Origin of the sequence: Methylobacterium sp. J-070, assembly GCF_022829385.1 — a bacterium.
In the GTDB taxonomy this organism is placed as follows: Bacteria; Pseudomonadota; Alphaproteobacteria; order Rhizobiales; family Beijerinckiaceae; genus Methylobacterium.
This window is the reverse complement of the sequence record NZ_JAKSXX010000114.1, coordinates 18,276-44,840: the sequence shown is the minus strand read 5'-3', so window position 1 is coordinate 44,840 and position 26,565 is coordinate 18,276. Positions and strand designations below refer to the sequence as shown.

24 protein-coding genes and 2 pseudogenes are annotated in these 26,565 nt (G+C 66.7%); 15 read left to right on the top strand and 11 right to left on the bottom strand.

Going from position 1 to position 26,565, the window contains the following annotated elements; genetic code table 11:
* Window positions 1-28: 28 nt before the first annotated feature.
* Together MKL01_RS09100 and MKL01_RS09095 are read right to left on the bottom strand one after the other, a co-directional pair.
* Window positions 29-838 (bottom strand): annotated as a pseudogene (locus MKL01_RS09100) (IS3 family transposase); the annotation flags it as partial.
* Window positions 826-1,176 carry a transposase gene (locus MKL01_RS09095; RefSeq protein WP_243904892.1) on the bottom strand — a complete coding sequence of 117 codons (351 nt, stop codon included), beginning with the start codon at window positions 1,174-1,176 and terminating at the stop codon, window positions 826-828. The gene MKL01_RS09095 and the pseudogene MKL01_RS09100, both read right to left, overlap by 13 nt.
* Window positions 1,177-1,644: 468 nt before the next feature.
* On the opposite strand from MKL01_RS09095, the gene MKL01_RS09090 reads away from it, so the two are divergent.
* The 12 genes from MKL01_RS09090 (at window position 1,645) to MKL01_RS09035 (ending at window position 10,153) form a co-directional block, all read left to right on the top strand.
* The gene (locus MKL01_RS09090; RefSeq protein ID WP_243904891.1) at window positions 1,645-1,959 is read left to right on the top strand and encodes a hypothetical protein; all 315 of its coding nucleotides are present in this window, start codon (window positions 1,645-1,647) and stop codon (window positions 1,957-1,959) included.
* Window positions 1,960-2,099: 140 nt separating this feature from the next.
* Window positions 2,100-3,557 carry a PAS domain S-box protein gene (locus MKL01_RS09085; RefSeq protein ID WP_243904890.1) on the top strand — a complete coding sequence of 486 codons (1,458 nt, stop codon included), beginning with the start codon at window positions 2,100-2,102 and terminating at the stop codon, window positions 3,555-3,557.
* A gap of 158 nt (window positions 3,558-3,715) precedes the next feature.
* Window positions 3,716-3,904 carry a hypothetical protein gene (locus MKL01_RS09080; RefSeq protein ID WP_243904889.1) on the top strand — a complete coding sequence of 63 codons (189 nt, stop codon included), beginning with the start codon at window positions 3,716-3,718 and terminating at the stop codon, window positions 3,902-3,904.
* A gap of 111 nt (window positions 3,905-4,015) precedes the next feature.
* Window positions 4,016-4,276 (top strand): GlsB/YeaQ/YmgE family stress response membrane protein, encoded by a 261-nt coding sequence (locus tag MKL01_RS09075; protein ID WP_243904888.1) that lies wholly within the window; start codon window positions 4,016-4,018, stop codon window positions 4,274-4,276.
* Window positions 4,277-4,445: 169 nt separating this feature from the next.
* Window positions 4,446-5,321, top strand: coding sequence for a PhnA-like protein (locus MKL01_RS09070; RefSeq protein ID WP_409566229.1), 876 nt, complete (start codon window positions 4,446-4,448; stop codon window positions 5,319-5,321).
* Complete coding sequence (locus MKL01_RS09065; protein WP_243904886.1) at window positions 5,318-5,800, top strand: YsnF/AvaK domain-containing protein; 483 nt, start codon at window positions 5,318-5,320, stop codon at window positions 5,798-5,800. Before MKL01_RS09070 ends, MKL01_RS09065 begins: the two co-directional genes overlap by 4 nt.
* Window positions 5,801-5,820: 20 nt before the next feature.
* Complete coding sequence (locus tag MKL01_RS09060; protein ID WP_243904885.1) at window positions 5,821-6,723, top strand: YsnF/AvaK domain-containing protein; 903 nt, start codon at window positions 5,821-5,823, stop codon at window positions 6,721-6,723.
* A 112-nt stretch (window positions 6,724-6,835) separates the two neighbouring features.
* The gene (locus MKL01_RS09055) at window positions 6,836-7,222 is read left to right on the top strand and encodes a hypothetical protein (RefSeq protein ID WP_243904884.1); all 387 of its coding nucleotides are present in this window, start codon (window positions 6,836-6,838) and stop codon (window positions 7,220-7,222) included.
* Window positions 7,223-7,268: 46 nt separating this feature from the next.
* Window positions 7,269-7,946, top strand: a complete 678-nt coding sequence (locus tag MKL01_RS09050) for a hypothetical protein (protein WP_243904883.1) — start codon at window positions 7,269-7,271, stop codon at window positions 7,944-7,946.
* Window positions 7,947-8,030: 84 nt separating this feature from the next.
* Window positions 8,031-8,519 (top strand): YidB family protein, encoded by a 489-nt coding sequence (locus MKL01_RS09045; RefSeq protein ID WP_243904882.1) that lies wholly within the window; start codon window positions 8,031-8,033, stop codon window positions 8,517-8,519.
* A 307-nt stretch (window positions 8,520-8,826) separates the two neighbouring features.
* Window positions 8,827-9,021: a hypothetical protein gene (locus MKL01_RS09040; protein ID WP_243904881.1), complete on the top strand. Its 195-nt coding sequence runs from the start codon at window positions 8,827-8,829 to the stop codon at window positions 9,019-9,021.
* 244 nt (window positions 9,022-9,265) lie between these two features.
* Window positions 9,266-10,153 carry a hypothetical protein gene (locus MKL01_RS09035; protein ID WP_243904880.1) on the top strand — a complete coding sequence of 296 codons (888 nt, stop codon included), beginning with the start codon at window positions 9,266-9,268 and terminating at the stop codon, window positions 10,151-10,153.
* Window positions 10,154-10,600: 447 nt separating this feature from the next.
* Here the strand turns inward: MKL01_RS09035 and MKL01_RS09030 are convergent, their stop codons facing one another.
* Genes MKL01_RS09030 through MKL01_RS09005 form a run of 6 tightly spaced genes read right to left on the bottom strand, consistent with a single transcriptional unit; the run spans window position 10,601 to window position 17,517 of the window.
* Complete coding sequence (locus MKL01_RS09030; RefSeq protein WP_243904879.1) at window positions 10,601-11,380, bottom strand: enoyl-CoA hydratase/isomerase family protein; 780 nt, start codon at window positions 11,378-11,380, stop codon at window positions 10,601-10,603.
* Window positions 11,381-11,408: 28 nt separating this feature from the next.
* A complete protein-coding gene (dctP, locus tag MKL01_RS09025) occupies window positions 11,409-12,428 on the bottom strand; it encodes a TRAP transporter substrate-binding protein DctP (RefSeq protein ID WP_243904878.1) in 1,020 nt (339 codons plus the stop codon).
* 38 nt (window positions 12,429-12,466) lie between these two features.
* Window positions 12,467-13,822, bottom strand: a complete 1,356-nt coding sequence (locus tag MKL01_RS09020; RefSeq protein WP_243904877.1) for an NAD(P)H-dependent oxidoreductase — start codon at window positions 13,820-13,822, stop codon at window positions 12,467-12,469.
* 19 nt (window positions 13,823-13,841) lie between these two features.
* A complete protein-coding gene (locus MKL01_RS09015; RefSeq protein WP_243904876.1) occupies window positions 13,842-15,341 on the bottom strand; it encodes an aldehyde dehydrogenase family protein in 1,500 nt (499 codons plus the stop codon).
* Window positions 15,342-15,365: 24 nt separating this feature from the next.
* A complete protein-coding gene (gene mmsB, locus MKL01_RS09010; RefSeq protein WP_313901446.1) occupies window positions 15,366-16,295 on the bottom strand; it encodes a 3-hydroxyisobutyrate dehydrogenase in 930 nt (309 codons plus the stop codon).
* Window positions 16,296-16,305: 10 nt separating this feature from the next.
* The gene (locus tag MKL01_RS09005) at window positions 16,306-17,517 is read right to left on the bottom strand and encodes an ABC transporter substrate-binding protein (protein WP_243904874.1); all 1,212 of its coding nucleotides are present in this window, start codon (window positions 17,515-17,517) and stop codon (window positions 16,306-16,308) included.
* Between the two features lie 145 nt (window positions 17,518-17,662).
* Between MKL01_RS09005 and MKL01_RS09000 the strand changes: the two genes are divergently transcribed.
* Together MKL01_RS09000 and MKL01_RS08995 are read left to right on the top strand one after the other, a co-directional pair.
* Window positions 17,663-18,565 carry a LysR family transcriptional regulator gene (locus tag MKL01_RS09000; protein WP_243904873.1) on the top strand — a complete coding sequence of 301 codons (903 nt, stop codon included), beginning with the start codon at window positions 17,663-17,665 and terminating at the stop codon, window positions 18,563-18,565.
* Between the two features lie 439 nt (window positions 18,566-19,004).
* Window positions 19,005-22,061 carry a response regulator gene (locus MKL01_RS08995; protein ID WP_243904872.1) on the top strand — a complete coding sequence of 1,019 codons (3,057 nt, stop codon included), beginning with the start codon at window positions 19,005-19,007 and terminating at the stop codon, window positions 22,059-22,061.
* A 26-nt stretch (window positions 22,062-22,087) separates the two neighbouring features.
* Here the strand turns inward: MKL01_RS08995 and MKL01_RS08990 are convergent, their stop codons facing one another.
* Window positions 22,088-23,587 carry a DUF2252 domain-containing protein gene (locus tag MKL01_RS08990; RefSeq protein ID WP_243904871.1) on the bottom strand — a complete coding sequence of 500 codons (1,500 nt, stop codon included), beginning with the start codon at window positions 23,585-23,587 and terminating at the stop codon, window positions 22,088-22,090.
* Between the two features lie 627 nt (window positions 23,588-24,214).
* Here MKL01_RS08990 and MKL01_RS08985 point away from each other — a divergent pair.
* Window positions 24,215-25,482, top strand: a pseudogene (locus MKL01_RS08985) (IS256 family transposase).
* 174 nt (window positions 25,483-25,656) lie between these two features.
* On the opposite strand, the gene MKL01_RS08980 reads toward MKL01_RS08985, so the two are convergent.
* The gene (locus tag MKL01_RS08980; protein WP_243904870.1) at window positions 25,657-26,022 is read right to left on the bottom strand and encodes a hypothetical protein; all 366 of its coding nucleotides are present in this window, start codon (window positions 26,020-26,022) and stop codon (window positions 25,657-25,659) included.
* A gap of 188 nt (window positions 26,023-26,210) precedes the next feature.
* Window positions 26,211-26,462: a helix-turn-helix domain-containing protein gene (locus MKL01_RS08975; RefSeq protein ID WP_243904869.1), complete on the bottom strand. Its 252-nt coding sequence runs from the start codon at window positions 26,460-26,462 to the stop codon at window positions 26,211-26,213.
* Window positions 26,463-26,565 lie beyond the last annotated feature (103 nt).

Below are 26,565 nucleotides of genomic sequence, written 5' to 3'. Positions count from 1 at the left end.
TGGAGTGGGCCCCTGATGGTGGGCACGATCAGGCGGCGGTTTTGACCGTCTGCCGGGCGTGCTGCTCCTCGAACTGCACGGGGCTCAGATAACCGAGCGCGGAGTGCAGGCGGCGGGTGTTATAGACCTCTTCGATGAAGTGCGGCAGCTCAGCTGCCACATCGGCGAAGGTCTCGAACGCCATCGGGTATACCCCCTCGACCTTGAGCGTCTTCATGAAGCTTTCGGCCTTGGCGTTGTCGTAGGGATTGCCGCGCCGGCCCATCGAGCCGACGAGACCATGCTCGGCCAGCACCTTTCGATACGCCTCGGCAGCGTATTGACTGCCGCGGTCCGTGTGGTGGGTCAGTCCTGGCGCCGGCCGACGCCGCTCGATCGCCGCGCGCAGAGCCGCGATGGTCAGGCGGGCGTCGATCGAGCGGCCGAGCGCGTAGCCGACCACCCGCCGCGACCAGGCATCCAGGATGATCGCGACGTAGACGAAGCCGCCCGTCACCGCGACGTAGGTCAGGTCCGCGACCCAGAGCTGATCGGGGCCGGCCGGCACGATGTCCTTGGCAAGGTTCGGGAAGATCGGGCCACCGTGATCGCTGTCGGTGGTGGTGACGTAGCGGCGTCGGATGCGCGGTTGCAGGTCGTGCTCCCGCATGAGGCGGCGGACCTTCTTGTGGTTCACCACCAGTCCCTGCTGGCGCAGCGCCGCCTGGACGCGTCGCCAGCCGTACGCTTCGAACGTGTCGCAGATCGCAGCCATGGCCTCGACGAGAGCGGTGTCGTCTGCAGCCTGCCTCGGAGCATCTGAGACAGTGGAGCGCGCCAGACCCATCAGCCGGCATCCCGCGGCGACGGAGAGGCTGCCGGGCCGGTGATCACGGACGTAGGCCCGCTTCTCGGCGGCTGTCCGTTGCGCAGAGCCCCCTTTAAAAACTCAAGCTCAAGCGCCTGCCGCCCGACGAGCCGTTCGAGTGCGGCGATGCGAGCCTCATAGGCCTGGATCGTGTCGGTGGCGGCCGCGTCGTCGTCGAACGCGCCCGTCTCGTACTTCTGCACCCAGACGCGCACGAGATTGCGCGAGAGATCGTGGCGCTTGGCCAAGCCTTGCAGCGTCTCGCCGGACAGGTACTCCTGAGCGACCTGCCGCTTGAACGCGACGCTATAGGAACGGTGTCGTGCCATGGTCTTCATCCTTCGAAGACCCGGCCATCCGGTCAATCAGCCTTGTCCAATCCGCCCGCCTCCAGGGGCCCACTCCAGGCTACGGTCCAATAGGGTAAAAAGGATCGAATCGTCAGGCCAGAGCGTGGCCGTTCCAATAGGGCAAGGCGCACTGAAACGGCGCCGCTGGAACTTAGCTATACGACCTCAACAGGAGGGGATCGCCATATCCGAAGTCAGACTGCGGTCATCATCGGCCGGCCGCTGGACACTGCGAGTGCCAGCCCATGGCTCACGTTCTCACGGCCGGGCAAACTGACCCATTCGCATAATTGCGACGTTCCGAAACTGAGTGTGTCCCGTGGCCGCGACAGGCTGCGCCGGCCTCCAAGGGGCCGAGTAAGATTTAAGATCTTTCGGAGCATACCGCTGCTAACGCGCCGTCAACTACATCGGCTGTGGACTGGCAGGTGTCCAGAGGGACTACCCATGCGCCATATCCACGTCGTACCCGGTCTACGCCTGCGGTTCGCTGGCCGGGACGAGACCTTCAATGAAGGTGTCGAAATCGGTCTCATCGCGGCTCAACTCGCATCGGGTATAGCCGAATTCACGATGACATTGGCCGCCAGTACGCTGGACCAAGCGCGTATGTTGGCGACGAACATGGGCTACCGCCTCCACGTCACGACCATGGATGACGGCGCGGTCGAGGTCATGTTCCTCACTGGAAGCCGCCGGCCCAAACTGCAACTCGTGTGCAATAATCCCTCTTACGCTCATAAGCGTAATTCTTCGGCCTGAGCTCTGCTCGGCCGGTTCATCCGTGACGATCGGCGAGATCAGGAACGACCAAACGAGGCAGTCCGGGCTTTTCCCCACATTCGAGCGTTGGCGCTTCGGATGGAGATACGCCGATGGCCGATGCGGCTCATGACATACAGATGCGGCAGATCGTGGCCGGCCTATCCGAAGGCGTGATCCTGATCGAGCCGGATCAGACCATCGCCTACGCGAACGCAGCCGCCGTGATGATGCATGGGGTCGCGGACGTCGGCGATCTCGGCGCCACCGTGTCCGAGTACCGCGCGAACTTCACGCTGCACTACCGTAATCATCGGGAGATCGGGCCGCTGCAGCATCCGCTCGACCGGGTACTCGCCGGCGAGGAGTTCCGCGACGTCGTGGTCGAGTTGGCCCCGACCCGGGATCCCACGCACAGGTGGATGCACCGCATCCGCAGCCTGGTGACCACCGATGCGGATGGCACACCGAGCGGCCTCGCCCTGGTGATGCAGGACGTGAGCGAGCGATACCAGGCCGAGGCGCGGTTCGAGCGGATGTTCAACGCCAACCCGGCCCCGGCGATCATCTGCCGGATTGCCGACCTGCGCTTCGTGCGAGTCAACCACGGCTTCCTCGACCTGACCGGGTACCATCGCGACGAAGTGCTCGGCCGATCGTTCTGCGAGATCGACCTGCTGCGCGACGCCGAGCGGCGCGAGTTGGCGATCCGGCACCTTCACGCCGGCCACACCATCCCGCAGATGGAGGCTCAGCTCGCCACGCCGTGCGGCCGCGGCCGCTACGTGATCGTGGCTGGCCACGCCATCGAGATGCCCGGCCCGGGTGGAGTCGAGCGATGCATGCTATTCACCTTCGCCGACTTGGAGGATCGCCGGAAGGCCGAGAAGGCGTTGCGCCACAGCGAGGAGCGCTTCGCCAAGGCGTTCGAGCTCTCGCCGGTGTCGAGCGCGCTGATGAGCGCGGACAGCTTGGAAATCACGAGCGTCAACCAAGCCTTCGTCACGTCGTTCGGCCATGCCCCCGAGACCGTGGCCGGCCGATCGCTCGCCGACCTCTCGCTCTGGGTCGACCTCACCGAGCAGCGCCGGTTCTCGCGCGACCTCAAGCGGGTCGGCAGCATCCGCGCGTTCGAGGCCGGCCTGCAGGATAGGAACGGGGCCGAGATCGATTGCCTGGTCTCGGCCGAGCGCGTGAGCATCAACGGCGAGACCTGCGTGCTCTGCGTTCTGCAGGACATCACCGCGAGGAAGCGCTCGGAGCGCGAGTTGATCACCGCTATCGAGGCTGTGATGGCGGACGCATCGTGGTTCAGCCATGGGGTGATCGATAAGCTGGCGGCCCTGCGTCACCCGCCGCGCTCCGGCCATCCTGCGGGCCGGGTCGAGAACCTGACGATCCGCGAGCGAGACATGCTCACGCGGATCTGCCAGGGCGCCACCGACCAGGAGATCGGGGCCGAGCTGAAGCTGTCGCCGAACACGGTGCGCAACCACGTCGCCGGCCTCTACCGCAAGCTCGGGGTCAACCGCCGCAGCGCGGTGGTGGTGTGGGCGCATGAGCGCGGGATCGGCCAAAATCCGACCGGGCGACGCTAAAACTGGTAGAAACCGTTACAGAACTACTAGCGCAAGTTAGTGCAAATATACTTTATGTAAATCTTCGGAACTTCGTTTGAAGCCGTTCATTACATCGTCGTAGCTCTGCTCAATACGGGGCATCTCGGACGTTCGACCGATGCGGTTGATCTGAGGGGATGTCTGTGCCCGAGCGCCGGAAGATCCTGTCGTCCGACCACGCCCGGGCGCTGATCAAGGAAGCGATCGGCATCATCGAGGGCGATCGGGAGATCGAGGCGGAAGGATCCGCCGAGGTCGACGCCATCGAAGCCGCACATACGTCGCCAACCCCGAAGCCCAAGCCACGCCGGTCCACGCGCAAGTAGCTGTGGGCCGCGACCATCGCGCGGGCTGGACGGCTCGCGGCCGACGCACGTCTCCGGACACCCCGACGACGACCATGCCTCGACCCACACCGACAAAGGCGGACCCGGATCATGTCACTCCTCGCTTGGATCGTGCTCGGCCTCGTGGCCGGCTTCATCGGCAGCAAGGTCGTCAACAACACCGGACAGGGCCTGCTCGTCGACATCCTGCTCGGCGTGGTCGGGGCGGTGGTCGGCGGCTTCCTGTTCAACCAGTTCGGCGAGCCCGGCGTCTCAGGGCTCAACCTCTACAGCCTGCTCGTCGCCATCGTCGGCGCGATCCTCGTGCTGTGGCTCTACCACGCCGTCGTCACTCGCGGTCGCACCGTGTGATCGGCCCGTCCTCGGCCGCTCGGCCGGTGATGCATCTCTCCTAATAAGGAACCCGATCATGACCATCGCCACTGAAAGCACACCCGTCGCGCCGGGCCGTCCGATCTCGGACCACGCCCTCAACGACCACGACCTGCCGCACACCAGCACGGTCACGCCGGCCGAGGACATGCGAACGATGATGCTGCACTCCGTCTCCTGGGGGGCGGTGTTCGCCGGCGCGACGGTGGCGCTGATCGCTCAGGTCATTCTGAACATGCTGGGGATCGGCATCGGCCTCTCGGCCGTCGATCCCGCCGGCAACGGCACACCCGCGGCCAGCTCGCTCGGGATCGGAGCCGGGCTGTGGTTCGTGATCTCCGGTGTGCTCGCCGCGGGTGCGGGTGGATATCTCGCCGGGCGTCTCTCAGGCAAACCCTCGACCTCGACCGCGGGCTATCACGGGCTGATCGCCTGGGCGGTCTCGACGCTGGTCGTGCTCTACCTGCTGTCGTCGGCGGCGATCGGCATCGTCGGTGGTGCGCTCGGGACGGCCTCATCGGCCATCGGCGGCGTCGGCAATGCCATGGGCGGTTCGATCCAGACCGCGGCACAAGCGGCGGCCCCCTCGGTGACCAAGCTGTCGGATCCGTTTTCGGGGATCGAAAGCCAAGTCCGCGGCAACACCGGATCCGATCCAGCCGCGCTGAAGGACGCCGCGGTGACCGCGATGCGGTCTGCGGTGACGGGCGATGCGGCTCAGCAGGCCGATGCTCAGGAGAAGGCCGCGGTGGCCTTGGCTAAGGCGCAGAACATCCCGGTCGAACAGGCTCGGACCCAGGTCCAGCAGTACACGCAGCAGTTCAAGGACACGGCGGCCAAGGCCAAGGCACAAGCCATCCAGGCGGCCGACGCCACCGCACGGACGGTCTCGCAGGGAGCCCTGTTCGGGGCGCTCGCCCTGATCTTCGGGGCGCTGGCCGCCTTCTTCGCCGGCCGCGGCTCTGCGGTCGATCCGACCGTCACCCGCACCGCCCCGACCGTGCTGTCCCCGCGCCGGGCATGAGCACGCGCGACCCTGCCGCGATCGATTCCCGCCGGCTCGGGACGCCCAATGTCGCCGTGGCGGAGGTCGCGCCTGGCGAGGAGATCGTCCTCTCGCTGATCGAGGAGACCGCGCGCATCGAGAAGCGCGCGGTGGAGACCGGACGGGTTCGGGTCAGCACGCGATCCGAGACCGTCGACCAAGTCCTGCGCGAGACCCTGCGCAGTGACAACGTCGCGGTGACCCGGGTGCCGATCGACCGGACACTCGCCGAGGGTGAGACCCCTCCGGTGGCCCGGGAAAAGGGCGGGGTGACGATCATCCCGATCCTGGAAGAGATCCTCGTCGTCGAGAAGCGCCTCGTCCTGAAGGAGGAGGTCCACATCCGACGGACCACGGCGGGCGAGGAAGTCGAAGTCCCGGTGACGCTGCGCAGACAGCACGCCGTGATCGAACGTGTGACCCCCGAGGGGCACGCTACGGATGAGACGGTCACGTAACCATCACCGGAGATCACATCATGACCCAAACTATCACCGCTCTGTACGATAAGCTGAGCGACGCCGAAGCCGCGCAGGCCAAGCTGATCGCCGCCGGCATCCCGCAATCCGAGATCCGGCTCGTGCCGGGCACCCAGACGGGCACCACCACCACCACGACGGCCCTCGGGCGCGAGGAGGGCTTCTGGGGCTCGCTCAAGGACATGTTCATCCCGGAGGAGGATCAGCATACCTACCAGGAGGGGCTGAGCCGCGGCGGCACGCTGCTGACCGTCACCGTCGAGCAGGCGCATATCGAGACCGCCTACGACATCCTTGAGCAGCACGGCTCGGTCGATCTCGACGAACGCGAGGCGACGTGGCGCAAGGAAGGCTGGGGCGGCTACTCAGCCGGCGCGACGACCGCGGCTGGCTCGACCGCCGGCACGATAGCTACCGGAACGGCGGCCACGGGCGCCGCAGCCCTCAAGGGTGCCGGCACGACGACGGGCGAGACGGACTACATTCCGGTCGTGGAGGAGCGGCTCAACGTCGGCAAGCGCGTGGCGGAGAGCGGCCGGGTGCGGGTGCGTTCCTACGTCGTCGAGAAGCCGGTCGAGGAGCAGGTCACGCTGCGCGACGAGACCGTACACGTCGACCGGCGCACGGTCGACCGGCCGGTGACGGCGGCCGACGAGGCCTTGTTCGAGAGCAAGACAATCGAGGCGACCGAGATGCGTGAGCAGGCGGTGGTGTCGAAGGACGCCCGCGTGGTCGAGGAGGTCGGCATCCGCAAGGATGCAGGTCAGCGCACCGAGACCGTGACCGACAAGGTCCGCCGGACCGAGGTCGAGGTTGAGGACGAGCGCGGCAACGTCAGCCGCACCGGCACGACCGGCGCCACGACGACTAGCACCACGCCCGGCACCCGCAAGCCGGTCTGATCACATGAGCGCCGCTGCCCGGAGCCTCGACGCCCCGGGCGGCATCGCGCACCGAGAGCCGAACTCGGATCGGCAACCTCCTCCGCTGCAATCAGAACACGTAGGCCCCGCCATGTCGCTGAAGCGCTTGATCCTCCTGCTGTTGCCGCTGCTCGCGGCGGCGCCCGCCTTGGCGCAGACGACCGTCACCGGCCAGCCGGCGACCGGTGGTGCCTCCAGCGCGACCTCCGGCGGGCAGAACGCCGTGACACGGCCGAACACCGATCATGCCCACGACGGAGGGTCAGCAGGCACTGGCACGGTGGCGAACGCGAAATTGGAGAAGGGCGCCAACAGCTTCACCGAGGGTGAGGCTCGTCGGCGCCTCGAGAAGGCCGGCTTCCACGAGGTCACGGACCTCAAAAAAGAGGGTGACGGCATCTGGCACGCCAGCGCGATGATGGACGGGAAGCCCACCAGCGTCGGCCTCGACTTCAAGGGCAACATCGCGGCCCAGTAGCCATCATCTCTCCCGTCCGCTCGTTCGACCCTCTCGGAGTGCTTCCATGCCCACGCAAACATTCTCGGCCCTGTACGACCGCTACGTCGACGCTGCGGCGGCTGTGACCAAGCTGGAGGCGGCCGGCGTGCCGCACTCCGATATCAGCCTCGTCGGCAATAAGACCGAGACGACCACCGGGACGGGCGATACGGCGGACCATGTCGCCACCGGCGCTGGCACCGGCGCGACGCTCGGCACGATCCTGGGGGGCGGCGCGGGCCTCCTTGCGGGCCTCGGGCTGATGGCCATCCCGGGCGTCGGCCCGGTCGTGGCTGCGGGCTGGCTCGTGGCGACGCTGACCGGCGCAGGAATCGGTGCCGCGGCGGGCGGTTTGACCGGCTCGTTGACCAGCGCCGGCGTGAGCGAGACCGACGCGCATGCCTACGCCGAGGGCGTACGCCGGGGCGGCTCGTTGTTGACCGTGAGAGCGGACGAGGCCCACGCCGCCGCAGCTGCACGCATCCTGGAGGAGCACGGTGCCGTCGATCTCGATGCCCGCGCGCAGGGATGGGAGAGCGAGGGCTGGAGCGGCAAGCCCGCCGGCGAGGCGCGAGGCGACACCTTGACCTTGATCGGCTCGGATGCCGCGGCAGGCTCGACCATGCGCGAGAACGATGCGGTCAGCACGGATACGCCGATGTCGGGTGCCCGCCGGGTGCGCGTCTACAACCACCCGGTCTGATCCTCGGCATCCAACCTTGGGTTCGGCCTCATCGTCGACCCTTACGATCAACCCGGCCTGAGGGCCGCTTCCGGAGCACCACCCATGGGCCTACTCGATAGCATCATCGGCAGCGTGGTCGGCGGCAACGGCGGTCAGCAACAAAAGGGGGGCGCCAACCCCCTCGTCGGCGTCCTGATGAGCCTTCTGGCGGCTCGGACCGGGAGCGGCGGCCTCGGCGGCATGCTCGGTAACGCGGGTGGCGGCACGGGGGGCGCCGGTCAGGGCGGTCTCGGCGGTCTGCTCGGTGGTGGGGGCGCGGCCGGCGGCCTTGGTGCTCTGATCGAGCAGTTCACCCAGGCCGGTCACGGCGGGGCGATCAATTCGTGGATCGGAAACGGCCAGAACCAGCCGATCGCGCCGCACGATCTCGGCGCCGCGCTCGGTCCGGAGACGGTGGGGCAGCTCTCGCAGCAGACCGGCATGGGCAGTTCCGACCTGCTGTCGCAGCTCTCGCAATTGCTGCCGGGGGTCATTGACCAGCTCACTCCGCAGGGTCGGATGCCGACCGAGCAGGAGCACGCGCATTGGTAACGTTCTTTGCGGCCGATCACGCCGCCGATTATGGGCAACCTTCGTCGGTGGCAGCAGGGCATATGTTCCGCGGTGCTCGACAGCCTGTCCAGGCAGACTGACCTGTCGCATGGCGACTTAATTTTCCGGCTCTCATGGGAGCTTCCCTCAGTGGTGAACCGCTAAGCCCCTGATGGCAGGTTACCCGCGCACTGACGCGGTGAGCCTGAGGACACTCCGCACGCCGGTCGAGAACGACCTCACCCGGACGCGCCGGTCGATACGACCGCAACGAGCACCGTTACGGTGCCGAACGAGGAACACAGCCATGGCCCAGAACGCACACCACGAGGCGGCCAAGCACCATGAGGCCGCCGCCAAGTCGCACAAGACGGCAGCCGAGCACCACGAGAAGGGCGACGCCAAGGCGGCCGGCAAGCACTCCGAGGAGGCCCGCGGCCATTCCGCGAAAGCGCACGAGAGCTCGACCAAGGCCCACGGCAAGAGCACCGGCAAGCACTGATCGAGTCTCGTAGAAGCGGCCGGGCCCGCGACGCGTGTGGGCCCGGCTGACCAGACCATCCGCCAGTGTCTATCGTGCCGATCGCAATCCGGACGTCCGGATGCCGCTGCAGGCGTCCGTTCAGGCTTCCTTGGACGTGCCGAGGCGACGTTCGGCTGGGGCGGCCAGCACACCGAAGTGAGGCGCTCCCACGATCGGTATGTCGGATGAACACCTCGCCCGACCTCTCGACGGACTTGAGGGAATGAGCGCTGAAGGCATCCTCGTCGGCATCCACGGCCTGGAGAACAAGCCGCCGCTCGACGAGAAACGGCGTTGGTGGAGAGCCGCTATCGTCGAGGGCCTGCAGCGGAACTGCGGACATGATGCCGGCGCTTTCCCGTTCGAGTTCGTGTACTGGGCGGACCTGCGCTACGATCAGCCGCTTCTCGGCGACGCCAACGATGAGCCCTACCAACCCGACGGCGGCTCGGGGCCGTTCACACGCCATCGGCCGGACGCTGACGCGACTTTGAATGACGGCGTCGTCAGCAAAGTCTACCGCGGTTTGGCCGCGCTGCAGATGGCGACGGGGGCCACACCGGTCGACGACGCGATACTCGAACACCGCTTCGACGACCTGTGGCACTACCATTCCGAGACGCCGTTTGCCCGGCAGGTCCGGCGCAGGCTCATCGAGGTCCTGGAGCGGCTCGCCGGGCGGCGCGTGCTGCTGGCCGCGCACTCGATGGGCTCGATCATCGCCTATGACGCCCTGCGCATGCTCGAACGGGAGGCCCCGTCCGTGCAGGTCGAGCACCTCGTGACGCTGGGCTCTCCGCTCGGCTTGGCGGAGGTGAGGGCGAAGATCGCCGAGGAGAACGGGGCGGCGCGCGTCCCGAACAACGTCAACCGCTGGACGAACATGGCCGACAACCGCGACCTCGCCGCGGTGGCCGGAGAACTTGTGGAGGTCTTCGCACCCAATGACCGTGGCGTCGGCGTCGACGACATGGCGGTCGTGAACGCGTATCTGCGCCCGGACGGCTCAGCAAACCGCCATAAGTCATACGGTTATCTCCGCACGCCTGAATTCTCGGAAGTCGCGCTCGGCTTCACAGCGTGCTCGAACTCCAGGCATGAGCCTGGCTAGGCCGTTGAGGTTTATAAATTTCTGAGAGCAGTGATGCGGTCATAGCGTCCCGATAGGGCCTGCCCTATCGGAACGTTCCACGATTCCAGCTCGGCCGTTCCAAAAGGTCGATTCAGAAGTTGGAACGCGAAATGCTCGACGTCTGTGATCCGTGCGGAACGCAGCAATAAGGTGTGTTCGCTTTCCGAAGCCGCTTCCGAGAAGTTCCGACCGGCTGCTTTGCGCCCGTTGCCGCCGCTAACCGTGACTTACGACGCTCCCGGAAGCGGACCAAAGAAACTGTATTTCCAACTGCCCTTCCGCGCACCACTTGTTCGGTGAAATCGTCACCGCTCAGCGCACACTGCTGCTGTTTCTCGTGCGAAACACGGCGAGGGAGATGGGGTGCGCATAATCGACTGGAACGCCCGCTGACACTCGCGCGCGTATTGATGACCTTTCGGCGGCTCAGCGGACCCGGCAGGCCGTCTTGGCCAGGAACGCCTCGACGCCACGCCTGTACTCCTCGTTCTCCGCGAAGCCGTACACCTCCATCCTCTCCGCGTGCGTCACGGAAGCGGCATCCCGCATCAGCCGCCGGATCTGACGCTTGTGCGACCGGGCCGCTAGGATGCCGCTGGCGCAGATGTTCTCGACCGCTTCAGCGAGGGCGCCCTCGAAACCCTCGGCTTCGACGACTCTGGACACCAAGCCCTTCTCATAGGCCGTCCGGGCATCGAAGAGGCGGCCCTCGATCAACAGCTCCGCGGAAACGGATGGCCCGACGAGGCGGGACAGAGCTTCGGTTTCGCCCAGAGCCAGCGGGAAGCCCATGCGGCCGACCGGCGCTCCGAAGCTGGCATCCTGCGCGGCGATGCGGAGATCGCAGGCGACCGCGATCTCCAGGCCGCCCCCGAAGCACGCGCCCTGGATCGCGGCGACGACGGGCACGGGGCAATCGGCAATCGCCCCGAGGCATCCGCCGACATACTCCTCGTGAAAGCGGACAACCTGCTCGTAGGTCGCGCGTTCGGCGTGGAACTCGGAGATATCGGCGCCCGCGGAGAATGCCTCCGCGGTGGCGCCGCGGATAACTATGCAGCGCATGGCGTCGTTCCGCGAGAGCGCTCGGACATGCTCCGCGAGATCCTGCCACATCGCGACCGTCAGCGCGTTGCGCCGCTTCGGCTGGCTGATCGTGAGTGTCGCGCGGGAGGCCGTAACCTCTGAGATGATCCGTCCGGTCATGTCGATCCCATCAGTCACGCTGGCCGGGTCATACTGGAACATCTTGGGACAGCTTTAGCAGCTCGGCCGCCTCGGAACTCCGCCCGGCATAATCCTTCCAGGTCGAATTGCGGGCGAGGGCCTGCCACTTCTCAAACGAGCCCGCATCGATTTCCCGCGCCTGCCCCCCTGCCTTGCGAAAGATCTCAACGACCCTGTCGTCGTCGGCCTTTGAGCCCGCCGTCCCAAACGGCTCCAGCTCGGCGCCAGCAGCCATGATCAGGTCGCGCTCGCCTGACGCGAGGGAATCGAAGATCGCCTTCGACATCAGCAGGGGTTCGAAGGTGAAAAGGAAGGTGCGGTCGCGTGCCGTGGTCAGGTGCTTGCCGATCTCCTCTAAACGGATGGAGATCATGCTGGTGGACGAGGTGACGACGGCATCCACCGCCCCCGTCTGCATCGCCGCGTAGATCTCGTTCGAGGGCAGCGGCAGCGTCGCGGCCCCGGCCGCGAGAAGCAGCACATCCATCTCCCGGGAGCCGCCCCGCGTCTTCATGCCCTTCACGTCCTCGGGCACAATGATCGGGTTGGCGCGGGAGACGACGCCGTTCGCCTGCCAGACCCAGGACACGATGACGATGCCCTTCTCGGCCAGGAACCCGGTTAGCTTGCGCCCGACCGCTGCCCCCTTCCAGGCTGCACCCTGGGCGTAGGAGCCGACAACGCAGGGCATCAGCCCGATGTTGAGTTCCGGGATCTGGCCGCCGGCATAGGCGAGAGGGAAGAGGCTCAGGTCGAGAGCGCCCTTGCGGAGCGCGGCAAACTGGGAGTTCGTCTTCATCAAGGACGAGTTCGGATAGACGGTTCCTGTGAGCGCGCCCTTCGAGCGTCGCTGCAGCGCCGCGGCGAACTTCCGGCAGAGCCTGTCGCGGAAATCGCCCTCATCTTCCGAGCCTCCTGGGAACTGGTGTGAGATTTTCAGGTCGCGCCCGGCCGCCGCCCGCTCCCCGAACCGGATGAGGGTCGGCGCCGCGATGGCGGCGGAAAGCAGGGCGCGGCGCGTCGGCATGACGGGGTACTTCCTCGGGTCGGTGGGGAGACGCCGCCTCAGGCCCGGCGCGGGTCGAAGACAGCTTCCATCTCGCGGCGGAGCGCCACGACGGGATCGTCCGGCGCGAAGGCGACGTCGTCCCAGCGGACGCCCGCGCCCATCGGGACGTCGCGGACCAGCCTCACCTGATGCGCCAGCCCAAGGGGCAGGTAGGCCTCGTCGAGAGAGATCTCCGCCGGAACCTGCCGGCCCCAGACGCAGTAGCCGCCCTCGCCGTCGAGGATCTCGCCCACCTTGAGGTCGCGCTTGGCGATGGCCGCCACGTCAGCGCTGAAGCAAGACGGGGCGCCGGTCGGCTGCTTAAGTAACGCCGCCCAGGCCGCCGAGATGCCGAGTTCCAGGCCGCTGAAGTGGATCGGCCGGTAGAGCGCCGCGTAGCGCCCGCTCGCGTCGGGCAACATATGGTATTCGCGAAAACATTCCCGGGTGTAGGCGCTGTCCTTCGCCGCCTCGACCACCACGAAGGTGCCGTGGGCGAGGTTGTGCGGAACGCTCGACCCGTCCCGGGTGAGGGAGGAGACGCATTCCGTCACCCCGGAAAATTCCAGGCTGCCGCCCTCGTCCTTCGGGCGCAGCACATCGGCGAGTTCGAAGCGGCTCGCGGGCGGGAAGACGAGGCCTTGCGTTTGCGCCTTTAGGCCGGTCGCGTTGGCGATGGCGGTCATCTCGATCGCCGACTTGGTCCCGTCGACGAAGCTGTTAAACATCTTCGGATTGATCGAGGACCGGTCCTCGATCTCGATCAGCCCCGGCAGGTTGTCGAACACCGTGTCGGGCGTCGACTGGTGGAAGCGCGGCAGATAGCGGGTGCCCTTGCCCGCCGCCACGACTTGGAACCCGCAGGCGCGGGCCCAGTCGACATGCTCGCAGACGATCGCCGGCTGGTCGCCGTAGGCCAGCGAGTAGACGACGCCCGCCTGCGCGGCCTTCCGGGCGAGCAGCGGCCCCGCCACCACTTCGGCCTCGACGTTGACCATGACGACGTGCTTGCCCGCCGCGATGGCCGCGAGGGCGAGGTGGATGCCCGTGCGCGGATCGCCCGTGGCCTCGATGATCACCTCAATGCCTCCGGCCCGGATCACCGCGTCGGCGTCATCCGTGAGGTAGGTCCGGCCGGTGCGGAGCGCGTCCTCGCAGGAGCGGGCGGCGACCTGCTCCGCCGGCCAGTGGCAGGAGGCGAGCTGACGCGCCGCCCGCGTCACGTCGAGGTCGACGACGGCGACGATCTGCATCCCCGGCGTCGTGCGGGCCTGGGCCAGGAACATCGTCCCGTACTTTCCGGCGCCGATCAGGGCGACCGTCACCGGCCGGCCTGCCTCCTGGCGCTCCCGCAGCAATCGGTAGAGGTTCATCGCAAGTCTCTCTCCGTCGTCACCGGCCGGTCTGGAGCGGCGATATCGCCAGGTTGACGTTCACGCTCTTCGTCTCGGTGAAGCTGTCGAGCATGCCTTCGAGCGACATCTCGCGTCCGATGCCGCTCTCCTTGATGCCGCCATAGGACTGGCCGAGCGCCTGCCCGCCGCCTTGGTTGACCTGCACCCAGCCGGCCTCGACGGCGTGGGCCGCCCGCAGCGCCCGGCCGATGTCCCGGGACCAGATGTAGGCCGCGAGCCCGTAGTGGCTGTCATTGGCCATACGGATCGCCTCGTCCTCGTCCCGCCAGGGGATTGCCACGAGGACTGGCCCGAAGATCTCCTCCCGGGCGAGGCGCCAGTCGTTCGAGGTATCGGCGAAGATCGTCGGTACCGCGAAGTAGCCCCGGGTCAGCGGGCCTTCCTTCGGCGGCAGGCCGCCGGTGACGAGCCGCGCCTCCGGCCGGCTCAACCCGTCCGCGACGTAGCCGCAGACCTTGGTGAACTGGCGCTCGTTGATGATCGCGCCGACATCGGTCGCCTCGTCGAGGGGGTCGCCGATGCTCAGGGCGGAGGTACGGGCAACCAGCCGGTCGAGGAACGAATCGTAGATGTCCGTATGCAGGAACAGGCGCGAGCCCGCCGTGCAGGACTGGCTCTGCCGGGTGAAGCGCATGGAGGCGACGATCCCGTCGAGCACCCAGTCCTCGTCGGCATCGGGATAGACGATGGACGGACTCTTGCCGCCGAGTTCGAGGGACACCGGGGCGACCCGGTCGGCGGCCGCCCGCATGATCGCCTTGCCGACCGCGGTCGAGCCGGTGAAGCTCACCTTCCGCACGAGGGGGTGGGAGGCCAGGGGCTCGCCGCATTCCTGGCCGTAGCCGGTGACCACGTTGACGACGCCCGGCGCCAGGTGGTCCTGGCAGATCTCGGCGATCATCAGCACCGCCAGCGGCGCGTCCTCGGCGGCCTTCAGCACGATGGTGTTGCCCGCGCATACCGCCGGCGCGATCTTGAGCGCCGCGAGCTGGGCCGGGGCGTTCCACGGCACGATGGCGCCGACAACCCCGAGCGGCTCGCGCCGCGAATAGCTGAGCATGCCCTCGCCGAGGGGGATGGTGAGCCCCTTCAACTCGCCCGCGAGCCCGCCGAAATAGCGGAAGGCATCGGCGACCATGCGCGCCTCGCCCCGCGCCTGGGTCCGCAGGGCGTTGCCGGTCTCGCTAGCGATGAGGCGCGCCAGCTCCTCTTGGCGGGCTTCAAGCGCCTCGCCGATGGCGAGCAGCAGCCGCCCGCGGTCACGGGCCGCGACCCTGGACCAGCCGGGGAAGGCCGCTGCGGCGGCATCGACGGCCAGATCGACATCCGCCTTCTCGCCCCTCGGGACGTCGCCGAGCGGTTCGCGCCGTCCGGGATTCTCGACCACGATGGTCCGGCCGGAGACGGCGGGCCGCCATTGACCGCCGATCAGCATCTGCTTCGAGAGGATCGCCGGTAGGGGGTGCGGATCTGCCATAGTGTTTCCTTCCGTCGGCCGGGTTCAGGGGCGCGCGGTGACTGCCGGCGCGCCCTCGATCATGCGGATGACGGCGGAGTAATCGAGATCCCCCGAGCCGCTGCCGCAGAACAGGCCGTAGAGGGAGGCCGCAAGGGTGCCGAGCGGAAGGCTCGACCTCGTATCCATCGCCGCCTGCTCGGCGAGTCGCAGGTCCTTGAGCATCAGCTCGGCGGCAAAGCCGTTCCGATACTCGCGGCTCGACGGGACGTTCGGCAGAAGGCCAGGTACCGGGGGGTAATTCACCAGCGCGTGGCAGCTCCCCGTCGAGGTCGAGACGATCTCCCGCATCGTCGCGGGCTCGAGCCCGAGGCGCTGGCCCAGCGTGTAAGCCTCCGAGACGGCGATCATCGAGATGCCGGCCAGAAGGTTGTTGCAGACCTTCGCGGCCTGGCCGTTGCCGGCTGACCCGGCGTGGAAGATGTTGCGGCCCATCGCCTGGAAGATCGGCCGTGCCCGGTCGAGATCGCGCGCCTCCCCGCCGACCATGAAGGTGAGCGTGCCGGCCTGTGCCCCCATGACCCCGCCCGAGACGGGGGCATCGAGGACCGGGGTCCCGCGTTCCGCCCCCGCCGCGTGCAGCGCCCGGGCCTCCGCCACGGCGATGGTGGAGCAATCGATGAGCACGGCGCCATCGGGCAGCCGGGCGAGGGTCCCGCCCGGCCCGGTATGGATCTCCAGAACGTGACGCCCGGTCGGGACCATCGAGATCAGGACGTTCACCTCGGACGCGGTCTCGGCGGCGCTCGAGGCGATCTCCGCTCCAGCTTCCCGCGCTTCCACCCGCGCCGCCTCTGCGACGTCGTAGGCGCGGACCTTGTGTCCCGCCGCCACGAGGTTGCGGAGCATGGGCATGCCCATACGTCCGAGACCGATGAAGCCGATCCGGGTCATTCTCTGCTCCCGTGACGTCACTAAGAATCGACTACTGGGACTTGGCGACGAGCGGGCAACCGCCCTCGCTCATGGGCCGGAACGCGACCTCAGCGGGGATCGTCGCCTTGTAGGCGTAGTAGTCCCACGGATAGCGCGACTCGGACGGCGCCTTGACCGTGTAGAGGTGCATCGGGTGCATCTTGCGCCCATCCGCGCGGATCGTGCCCTTGCCGAAGAGGGGATCGTCGGTCGGCATCGCCTTCATCGCTGCGACGACCTTCGCGCCGTCGCCAGCCGCGCCCAGGGCTTCCACGGCCTTGAGATAGTGAAGGATCGAGGCGTAGACGCCGGCCTGCACCATCGAGGGCTTCGCTCCCGCGCGCTGCGCCGCGAACCGGTCCGAGAAGGCCCGGGTGCCGTCGTTCGTGTCCCAGTAGAACGGCGAGACCAGCGACAGCCCCTGCGCCACTTGCAACCCGATCGCGTGGACGTCGGTGACGTAGATCAGGAGGCCGGCGAGCCGCTGCTTCGAGCCGACGATGCCGAACTCGGCCGCCTGCTTGATGCTGTTGACGGTGTCGCCCCCGGAATTGGCGAGCCCGATTACCTCCGCGCCCGAGGCCTGCGCCTGGAGGAGATAGGAGGAGAAATCCGAGGTGTTGTTGGGCGCCCGGACGCGGCCGACAACCGTGCCGCCGCTCGCCTGCACCATGCGCTCCGTGTCGCGCTCCAGGGCGTGGCCGAAGGCGAAGTCCGCGGTCAGGAAGAACAATGTCTTGCCGCCGGTTTCCACCACAGCCTTGCCGATGCCGTTGGCGAAGGCCCAGGTGTCGTGGGTCCAGTGCACCGTGTTCGGCGTACAGGCCTTGCCGGTGAGGTCCGACACGGCGGGTCCCGAGGCGAGCATGACCTTGTTCTTGTCCCGGACGATCTGGCTCACCGCGAGCGCCGCCGCCGAGTTGGTGACGTCGGCCACGGCATCGACGCCCTGCGTGTCGAACCACTGCCGGGCGATCGTTGACGCTACGTCCGCCTTGTTGCCGTGGTCGGCCACGAGGATCTCAATCGTCCAGCCCTTCCGGCGCAGCCCAGAGTCCTCGACGGCGAGGTTGGCCGCCACGACCGATCCTGGCCCGCCCATATCGGCGTAGATCGAGGATTGATCGTTGAGGACGCCGATTCTGACGGTCTTCTCCGCCGCCGAGGCGGTGCCGAAGCCGAGCAGGAACGCGGCAGCCGCATGGCAAAGGGCCCGCGCCATCGCACCATCCTCCCTGGTCGCGGTCTGATGCCGCTCTCATTCCTGCGCCAATCTCAGGGGCTAGCGCGGGATGAAGCGAAAAAAGCGCACACGCTTCGGCACGTCTATGCCAATTTTTGCACAACGCACGCTCACGGATTGACAGATGCGCTCGACACACCGGTGGGACGATCTGCAGGCCTTCCTGGCTGTGGCCCGCGCCGGGCGGCTGACGGAAGCGGCTCGCCATATGGGCGTCGAGCACACCACACTGAGCCGACGGATCACGCGGCTGGAGACGGCCCTCGGCAGCAAGCTGTTTGATCGGCGGCCGACCGGTTACGGGCTTTCGCCGGAGGGCGAGCGCCTGCTGCCGCGGGCCGAGGCGATCGAGCGGGCGGCTCTGGGCATCTGGCTCGATCAAATCGACCCGGTTATCGGCCTGACGGGATCCGTGCGAATCGGCGCGCCGGAAGCGTTCGGGACCTTCTGCCTCTCGGAGCGGATCGGTGACTTCTCGGCACTGAACCCCGGTCTATCGATCGAGCTCGTCGCGACCCCGCGGGCCTTCAGCCTCTCGAAGCGCGAGGCCGATCTTGCCATCGGTCTCACTCGGCCGGCCACCGGACGTCTCCATGCCCGCAAGCTCGCCGATTACGAACTCGGCCTCTACGGCGCGCCCGCTTACGTCGACCGCTGCGGCCGGCCTGAGGGGAAGTCCGACCTGCACCAGCACCGGTTCATTGGCTACATCGACGAGCTCGTCTTCTCGCCGGAACTCGATTACTTTACCGAGGCCCTGCCCGGCCTGCAGCCGTCCATCCGCATCTCGAACGTCATCACGCAGATGACGGCCGCCAAGAGCGGGGCTGGCCTCTGCATCCTGCCTTGCTTCATGGCCGACCGGCACTCGGACCTTGTTCGCCTTCTCCCGGAAAGCGTTCGCATCACCCGCACGTATTGGTTGCTGACGCATGCGGACATGGCGCATCTCAACCGAATCAAGACTACCGCAGAGTTCATCGTCTCAGCAGCCCGCGCCGCACGCCCAGCCTTTCTCCCGAGATAATTACAGATGCGTGCGGCAAATTTCCTCGATTATATGTTCAATTGCGCTGAAACTCTTGAAATAGACGAAACTCTGTTGATCATGCATCGCGTGAAGGTCCCGTAACATACTTATAATAATTGTGCGGTACTTTATCCTGCCGGCTAACGGGATCGAATATTTTTGGCGCGTCCACTTTCCGTTAGGTCTTCCCTGAAGCAGCCATGCCTTTATTGGCTGCACTAAGCCACACCGGATCGCCATCACTTGCAGAACCGGCCGTTCGGCTTCGCGCCCATCCCAGTCATTCAGTTGGCTTCGACAAGATCCCAAGAGCGGACGCTGCCGGCTATGATCGGCCATTCACATAAGTGCGGCCAATGGAGGTGAGGCTCGCGTCCATAGGGCTTGGGGGCTACGAGTAACCTGTGCCTGGATGACAGGGGCATAGGTATATCAGATGCCCAATACGGCCTCGCTCATACGACGCCCCGGTTGGCGCGGCTCGCGACCTTTCGCCGGTCTGCCGAGTTCGCCCCTGGCCTACGCACTGCTCGCGTTAGCCATCACCCTAGCCGGTTGGAACTTCACTGCCGGCGAAGCCGCTCGTCGGGAGCAGTCGCGCCAGCGCGAGTTGATCAGCCGCAGTGATCGCCTGCTCTCGACCATGAAGGATCTGGAGACCGGCATGCGCGGCTACGCCCTGACCGGTATGCCCCAGTACCTCGAACCCTACGCCGACGCACTTAACCGCATCGGGGAAGAAACCGCCTACCTCGATGCTCTCGACCATACGGCCGTTGACCCTGCCGTCGCGGCGCTCGCCCCCGTGCGCACGCTGATCGAAGGGGAGAAGGCTTTCTCTGATCGGGTCGTGACCATCCGTCGCGACCAAGGCTCCGACGCCGCTGCAGCCCTGGTCGCGACCGGCGAGGGCAAGCGTTTGATGGACGCGATCCGCGCTGCGACTGCAGCTGCGGACCAGGGCGCCGATGAAGCGTTGGCCGAGAGCGACCACCGGGACAGGTTGCGCTACACCATCCTGACCGCGATCAGCTTGCTCTGCGCCAGCCTCGCCGTGGCGCTCTTGGCGCGCCTCGCCCTGGTCCGCCGCCGCGAGAGCCAGCGCAGCAGCGGACTGTTCGAGGGCGTGCTCGCCAATGCGCCGGTCGGGCTGGGTTTCCTCGACGGTGACCTGAAGATCCGCCACATGAACCGTGCGCTGGCGACGATGAGCGAGCGCGGCTTCGGGGCGGATCTCGGCGCACCGATCTGGACCCTGCTGCCGAGGTTGGAGGAGCAGCTCACCCCGCTGCTGGAAGCGGCACGCGATCATGGCCTGGTCAGCGCCGACGTGCCTGTGACCGTACCGAGCGAGAGCGCACCGGGCGGGACGCGCCACTTCCGCATGAGCTTCTATCCCCTGCGCCAAGACGAAGGGCCGGCGGCGATCGGTGTTGGGGTCGTGGTCGCCGATGTGACCACGGCGGCCTTGTCGGAGGCACAGGTACGCGCGGGCGAGGCGCTGCTGCGGACCGTGCTCGATACCCTGCCGGTGGGCGTGCTCATCGCCGAGGCGCCGTCCGGCCGGATCACCGGCCACAACGCCCGGGCCGAGGCGATACTGGGGCACGGGGTACTGCCCACACAACCCGGAGAGGGACCGGCGCGTTGGGTCGGCTTCCACGAAGACGGCCGGCCGGTTGAGTCGAGGGAGTGGCCGCTGATCCAGGTGGTACGCGAAGGCGAGCCTCAGGCGGAGCTGGAGGTCGACTATCAGCGCGGCGACGGCTCGCACGCCTGGATTGGCTTCGCGGGTGCGCCGATGCGTGATCCGAATGGCGCGCTCGTCGGCGGTGTAGTCGTCGTCTCCGACATCGACGCGCGCAAGCGTTCCGAGCACGTGCTCGCAGCGGCCAAGGAGGCCGCCGAGGAGGCCAACCGCGCCAAATCCGAGTTCCTGGCCAACATGAGCCACGAACTGCGCACGCCGCTCTCGGCGGTGATCGGTTACTCGGAGATGTTGCAGGAGGAGATGGAGGACGCCGGTCAGGCGGACCTGCTCCCGGATATGAAGAAGATCGAGGCGAACGCGCGTCACCTCCTCGGGCTGATCAACGACGTCCTCGACCTCTCGAAGATCGAGGCCGAGCGCATGGAAGTGTATCCCGAGAACCTCGATGTCGCCGCGACCGTGCGCGATGTCGCCGCCACCGTTGAGGCGCTGGTCGAGAAGAAGGGCAACGCCCTCGTTCTCGATCTCGCGGACGGTCTCGGTGGCGCCTACACTGATGCGACCAAGCTGCGTCAGTGCCTAATCAACCTGCTCAGTAACGCGGCCAAGTTCACGGACGGCGGGCGTATTACCCTGTCGGCACGTCGGCAGACGGATACCGAGGGCGACCGACTAGTCTTTGCCGTGTCCGATACCGGCATCGGCATGAGCGAGGAGCAAGTGGCGCGACTGTTCCAGCGGTTCAGTCAGGCAGACGCCTCGACGACGCGCCGGTTCGGAGGCACGGGCCTCGGCCTGGCGATCACGCGCGCCTTCGCGCACATGCTCGGCGGTGACATCGCGGTCGCAAGCCGTGAGGGCCAGGGCACGACCTTCACCCTGACCGTGCTGGCGAGCGCATCGGGAGGCGAGGATATAATACTAGCCTTGCCTGGATCGTCGCCCGGGGTTCCCCGAACCAATGACGAAGCCGTGCAGGGCAGCGAGGTTCTGGTCATCGACGACGACCAGGCGACCCGCGACCTGCTCGCGCGCTTCCTGACTAAGGAAGGCTTCCACGTCGCGACAGCGCCCGACGGGAAGGCGGGGCTGGAGCAGGCCCGCACTCGACGCCCAAGGGCGATCCTTCTCGACGTGACCATGCCACGCATGGACGGATGGGCGGTGCTGCGCGCGTTGCGCGCCGACCCGGATCTGGGTGATCTACCAGTGATCATGGTCACCGTGCTCGACGAGCAGAACCTCGCCTTCTCGCTCGGTGCGACCGACTACCTGCAGAAGCCGATCGACTGGGTGCAGCTGAAGGAGGCGATGGAACGGTTCCGCCCCAAGCCGCACGACGGACCCGTTCTGATTGTGGATGACGATCCGGACCTACGCACATTGATTACTACGCAGCTGACCCGGGACGGATGGACGGTGGTGACGGCAGCAGATGGCCGGGTAGGCTTGACGGCGGTGGCCGATCATAAACCCCGTCTCATCCTGCTCGACCTGATGATGCCGGAGCTGGATGGGTTCGGGTTCCTGCGCCTGCTGCGCACGCGCCCGGAGTGGTACGACATCCCCGTCGTGGTGCTGACCGCTAAGGATGTCACGGCGGAAGACTTTCGTCAGTTGGCCGGGCAGGCCGACCGCGTCGTACAGAAGGTCGGCTTGTCCTTCTCGGATCTATCTGCGCTCCTGAGAACGCTCTATGGACCTGATCCCGCTGAGCACCGTGACGGTGAGCCGGGATCGGACCATGCTGCCGTGTTGGGGATCACGACGATGGCTGAGTGAGCAGGCTGCCGGTCACACCTGTAACGTCAAAGATGCGGATCCTCGGCCGCTTGCAGCCTGCCCGCTGCGATGGCCTCACGAAAAATCCTGTAGTCCTCTTCGTTCCGGTCGCCGTAGGCCATCGACCAATCGGCCAGAGCCTCCCGCAGGTCAGCGCGGCCGTCATGGCCGCAGTAACCCGCGATCGCCGCAGCATCCCCGGTGCGTGCGTGAGCCTTGGCAAGCAGGGCTCCGTAAGCGTGCGAGAAGTACAGGAGCGACCGGCCCGTCATCCGCGAGACCGGGATCTCGCCTTTCATGTTCTTCATCTGCCGGACGTAGAACGGCCGCCCGTCGATCTTCGTCCACCCCAGCAGAGGATCGCCCACGGCCTGCAAAAGGCGCTGGCCGTAGATCACGCGCTCGCCCTCGTGGCAGGCGTAGGGCTTAGGCATGCCGCGTAGATACGGCGCGTGGGCCGGTCGCACGGCTTCCTTGACCTGGAGGAAGAGTGCATCCTGATCCGAGTTGCCGCACAGCAACGCGACGTAGGCCCGGGTGCCGACGCTGCCGACGCCGACGACGCGGTGAGCCACATCGACCACGTGGTAGCGGCTGAGCATGAACCGCCGTTCGCGCGGCAGCGTCTCGGCGTAGCGCTCCAGGCCAGTCGTCACGGCCTCGCGCGTGGCCTGATCGACGCGGACGAGGATCGGTGGCTCCTCGCGGAAGCGCCAGCCGCCGTCCGTGCGACGCTCGCCTACCTGGTCGAGCAAGCTCGTATTGTTCTTCCGCCGCGCCTTCTCGACAGCCCTCTGAACCACAGCCTGTGAGCGCGCGTCGATCTCGATGCCGGCGAAGGCGAGATCCTCGGCTCGTGCCGCGCGCCGCCATACGTCGAGCGAGCCGCGCGGGGCGAGATCATCCATCGTGTGCTGGTAACCCGCCACTGCGCTCAGTACCGCTTGCCGCCGTTCCGATGAGGCGACGTCTGCATCCCGCGCGGCGACCTCGATGCTCGCGCAAAGCCGCTTCAGGTCCCACTCCCACGGCCCGACCGTGACCTCGTCGAAGTCGTTGAGGTCGAGCACCATATCGCCCTGGGGCGATCCAAACAGCCCGAAGTTCGAGATATGCGCATCGCCATTCATCACCACATCGATGGCGCCGCGCGGTCCCTGTGCCAGATCCCAGGCCATGACTTGAGCAGCGCCGCGCAGGAACGCGAACGGCGAAGATGCCATGCGGGCGACCCGCAGCGGGATTAGGTGTAATTGCCGCCCCTCCTGCGCCGCCTCAATGAGGGCGACAGCGTCGGGACGATCGCGGGCGATATTGAGGTTGGCATGAGCAGCGTGGGGCAGTTCCAAGCGCAGGATCTTGCCGGCGGCGCGACGCTTCTCCCACGGCTCCACACCCGATCGAAGGTCGATATGCGGGAAGTCTGCGAGGGGTTCGAGGACTGCCTCCTCGGCAGCTTCGATCACCGCATCGTGCTCATTGGCCAGCGCTGCTGGGGTATCCGTAGGCTGCACTGACCGTTCCATCGATTTCGTCCGACTGCTCCAGACCAAGCCAACGGTCCGGCCGCGGAATAAGCCCCTCTGCTCAACGTGGACTTAAACGCACACCCCCAGGCCGACGGCCAACGTCCGTCTAGGTCTAGCAGGGTGCTTCTCGCCGAGCCTTGCCAGTGCTGCCAATACGCAATGCCCCAAATGCAGTCGAAAGGGGCAGCGACCTAGTAGGGCTTGCCCGTGTGGAACAACGAAGCGCGAAACGGCTGCGCCGTTCCAGCTCGGCAGTTCCATTCAGCGAGCCCAGCGAAACGGCGCCGCTGGAACTCAGCTATGCGACCTGAACAGGATTGCCAGATCCCAAATCAAACCGCTGTCATCACCGACCGGCCGCTGGACACTGCGAGTGCCAGCCCATGGCTCACGCTCTCACGGCCGGGCAAATTGACCCATTCGCATTATCTCGACGTTCCGGAACTGAGTGTGTCCCGTGACCGCGAGAGGCCACGCCTGACTTCAAGTGATCGAGTAGGATTTTAGATCTTTCGGAGCATGCCGCTGAGCTATGCCGGAGATTGGGTGACGACGGTGGTCTGAAGGCGGCGTATCGAGGCGGGTGTCGAGCCTGCCAGAACCTCTCAGCGAGAGCGATACGCCATGGAGACACCTACCAACGTCGTCCGACTTCGTCATCCCGAGGACACCGACGATCCCCTGACCGAAGTTCTGCACAGCGGCGCCCGCCGCCTGCTCGCCCAGGCCGTGGAGTTGGAGGCGGAGGCCTTCCTGAGCGCGATGCAGGATTTGCGACTGCCGGACGGACGCGCTTGGCTCGTGCGGCAAGGCCACGGGCCAGAGCGGGCAATCCAGACTGGCATCGGCCCGGTGCCATTCGCACGCGCTCGCGTCCGAGATCGCGGCGCGAGCGGGTTTGAGGACCGGGTTCGGTTCACCTCGACGCTCCTGCCGAAGTGGGCGCGGCGCACCCACAGCCTGGATGCGTTGCTGCCGGTGGTGTATCTGCGCGGCATCTCGACCGGCGACTTCCAGGAAGCGCTGGCCGCCCTTCTGGGGCGTGACGCCCCGAACCTGTCGCTGGCCGTCATCGCCGGGCTGACCGCGACCTGGGCAGACGAGTATGCCCGCTGGCAGGGTCGCGACCTCTCGGGCCGCCGCTACGCCTACCTCTGGGCCGACGGCGTCTACCTGCAGGCGCGGGTGGAGGAGCAGGCCGAGTGCATGCTCGTGCTGATCGGCGCGACGCCCGAGGGCCGGAAGGAGCTCGTCGGCTTCCAGGTCGGGGTCCGCGAGAGCGCCCAGAGCTGGCGGGAGTTGCTCGTGGACGTGAAGCGGCGTGGGCAGTCGATCGCCCCCGAGGTCGCGGTCGGCGACGGTGCTCTTGGCTACTGGCGGGCCCTGGATGAGATCTTCCCCGGAACGGCCCACCAACGGTGTTGGGTCCACAAAGCGGCCAACGTCATCGACAAGGTGCCGAGGTCGGCTCAGACGGCGATGAAGGCGGATCTGCGTGAGATTTATGGCGCCCCGACCCGGACGGCGGCCGAGGCGGCGCTGGCCGTCTTTATTGAGAAGTACGGGGCCAAGTACGCGCGCGCTGCCGACTGCCTGACCAAGGACCGGGAGGCGCTGCTGGCGTTCTTCGACTTCCCGGCCGAGCACTGGGACCACCTGCGCAGCTCGAACCCGATCGAGAGCGTTTTCGCCACCGTCCGGCACCGCACGGTCCGGACCAAGGGCGCACTCTCGTCCACGACCGCCAAGCTGATGGTGTTCAGCTGGTGATGGCGGCCTCGAAAACCTGGCGCCGGCTGAAGGGTGAAAACCAGTTGCCGAAGGTCGTGGCCGGCGTCATCTTCCGCGACGGGACCGAGGTCACCGCGAGCCCAGATCACCGCGCCGCCTGACCGCCTCCGTCACCTAAAATCCTGCATAGCTCGTTGCCGACATCATCGGGCAGGTTGGTGCCACCAGCCTCGCAAGGGAACGCTGCAGAGGGCGATCCTATTGGCGATTTTGATCCGCAACTTGTACCTCGATCAGAACAGCTGACAACCGAATTCTCTACTGCCTACGCGAACCTATCCGTAGGGACCGCCGAACAAGTCACCGATTGCGTTCCGCCGGAACAGCGTGCGCCACTGACGCCTCTGATGCTCCGGCCGGTCGTGGATCATGTGGCACCGTTGGCAGAAGGCCGCGAGTTTGGCGCCCGCGTTGTTGGCCGCGTCGTGATCCCGATGGGCGGTGGCTAAGACGACCCAAGTCCGGCGAGTGCGACCGAGGATGTCAGTGGCCGACCCGATCCGGATCCGGCGCCCCCACCCATCTCGCCAGTGCCCAGCCGCGGCGTCCCACCAGCGCCCGTCGCCGAGGTGATAGACCATCTGACCGTGCGGGCGCCCGCAGCCCTCACAGCAGCCTTTCGCCCGTCTAAAGCGTATCAAGGCCGAGAGCTGCGGCTAGTCGATGGGGTAGAGGTTGCGTTGCTCGGGCCGGATCGGCATGGCACGGCACTGTGCCACCCAGCGTGAAGAAAGCGTAGCTGTATGACGCCTGTACCGATCGCACATAGGCGTTTCTGATCTTGCGCTCCGGATTTTCCTCGAAGGCGCCCTCGCATCGAGGCAGGTAGCTACTCTCTCCCAGGCGGCAGAGGCCGTGGTACGCCCGACTCGGTCAGACCGAGGAACAGTGCCAAATGCGTGAGCGCGGCGAGCGATAACGTGCTGTTGCGGCCGTTCTCTATGTCCGCGAGGACTTCTGGCGTGAGTTCAGCCAACCGGGCCGCGTCGGGCAGTGAGAGACGCAGCCGGTCCCGTGCTCGTGCAGCATGCGTGGCGAGGTTGTGCAGCATGATCTGCCGTTGCGCTCCAACCTCGGCCATGAAATCCGCTCAACCTCGTCCAATCCTCGTGCAATCACGCGATTGTTACATTTCCCCTAAATCCTGCCAATACGCGGAGCTGCATTGATGTTGATCTCACTTT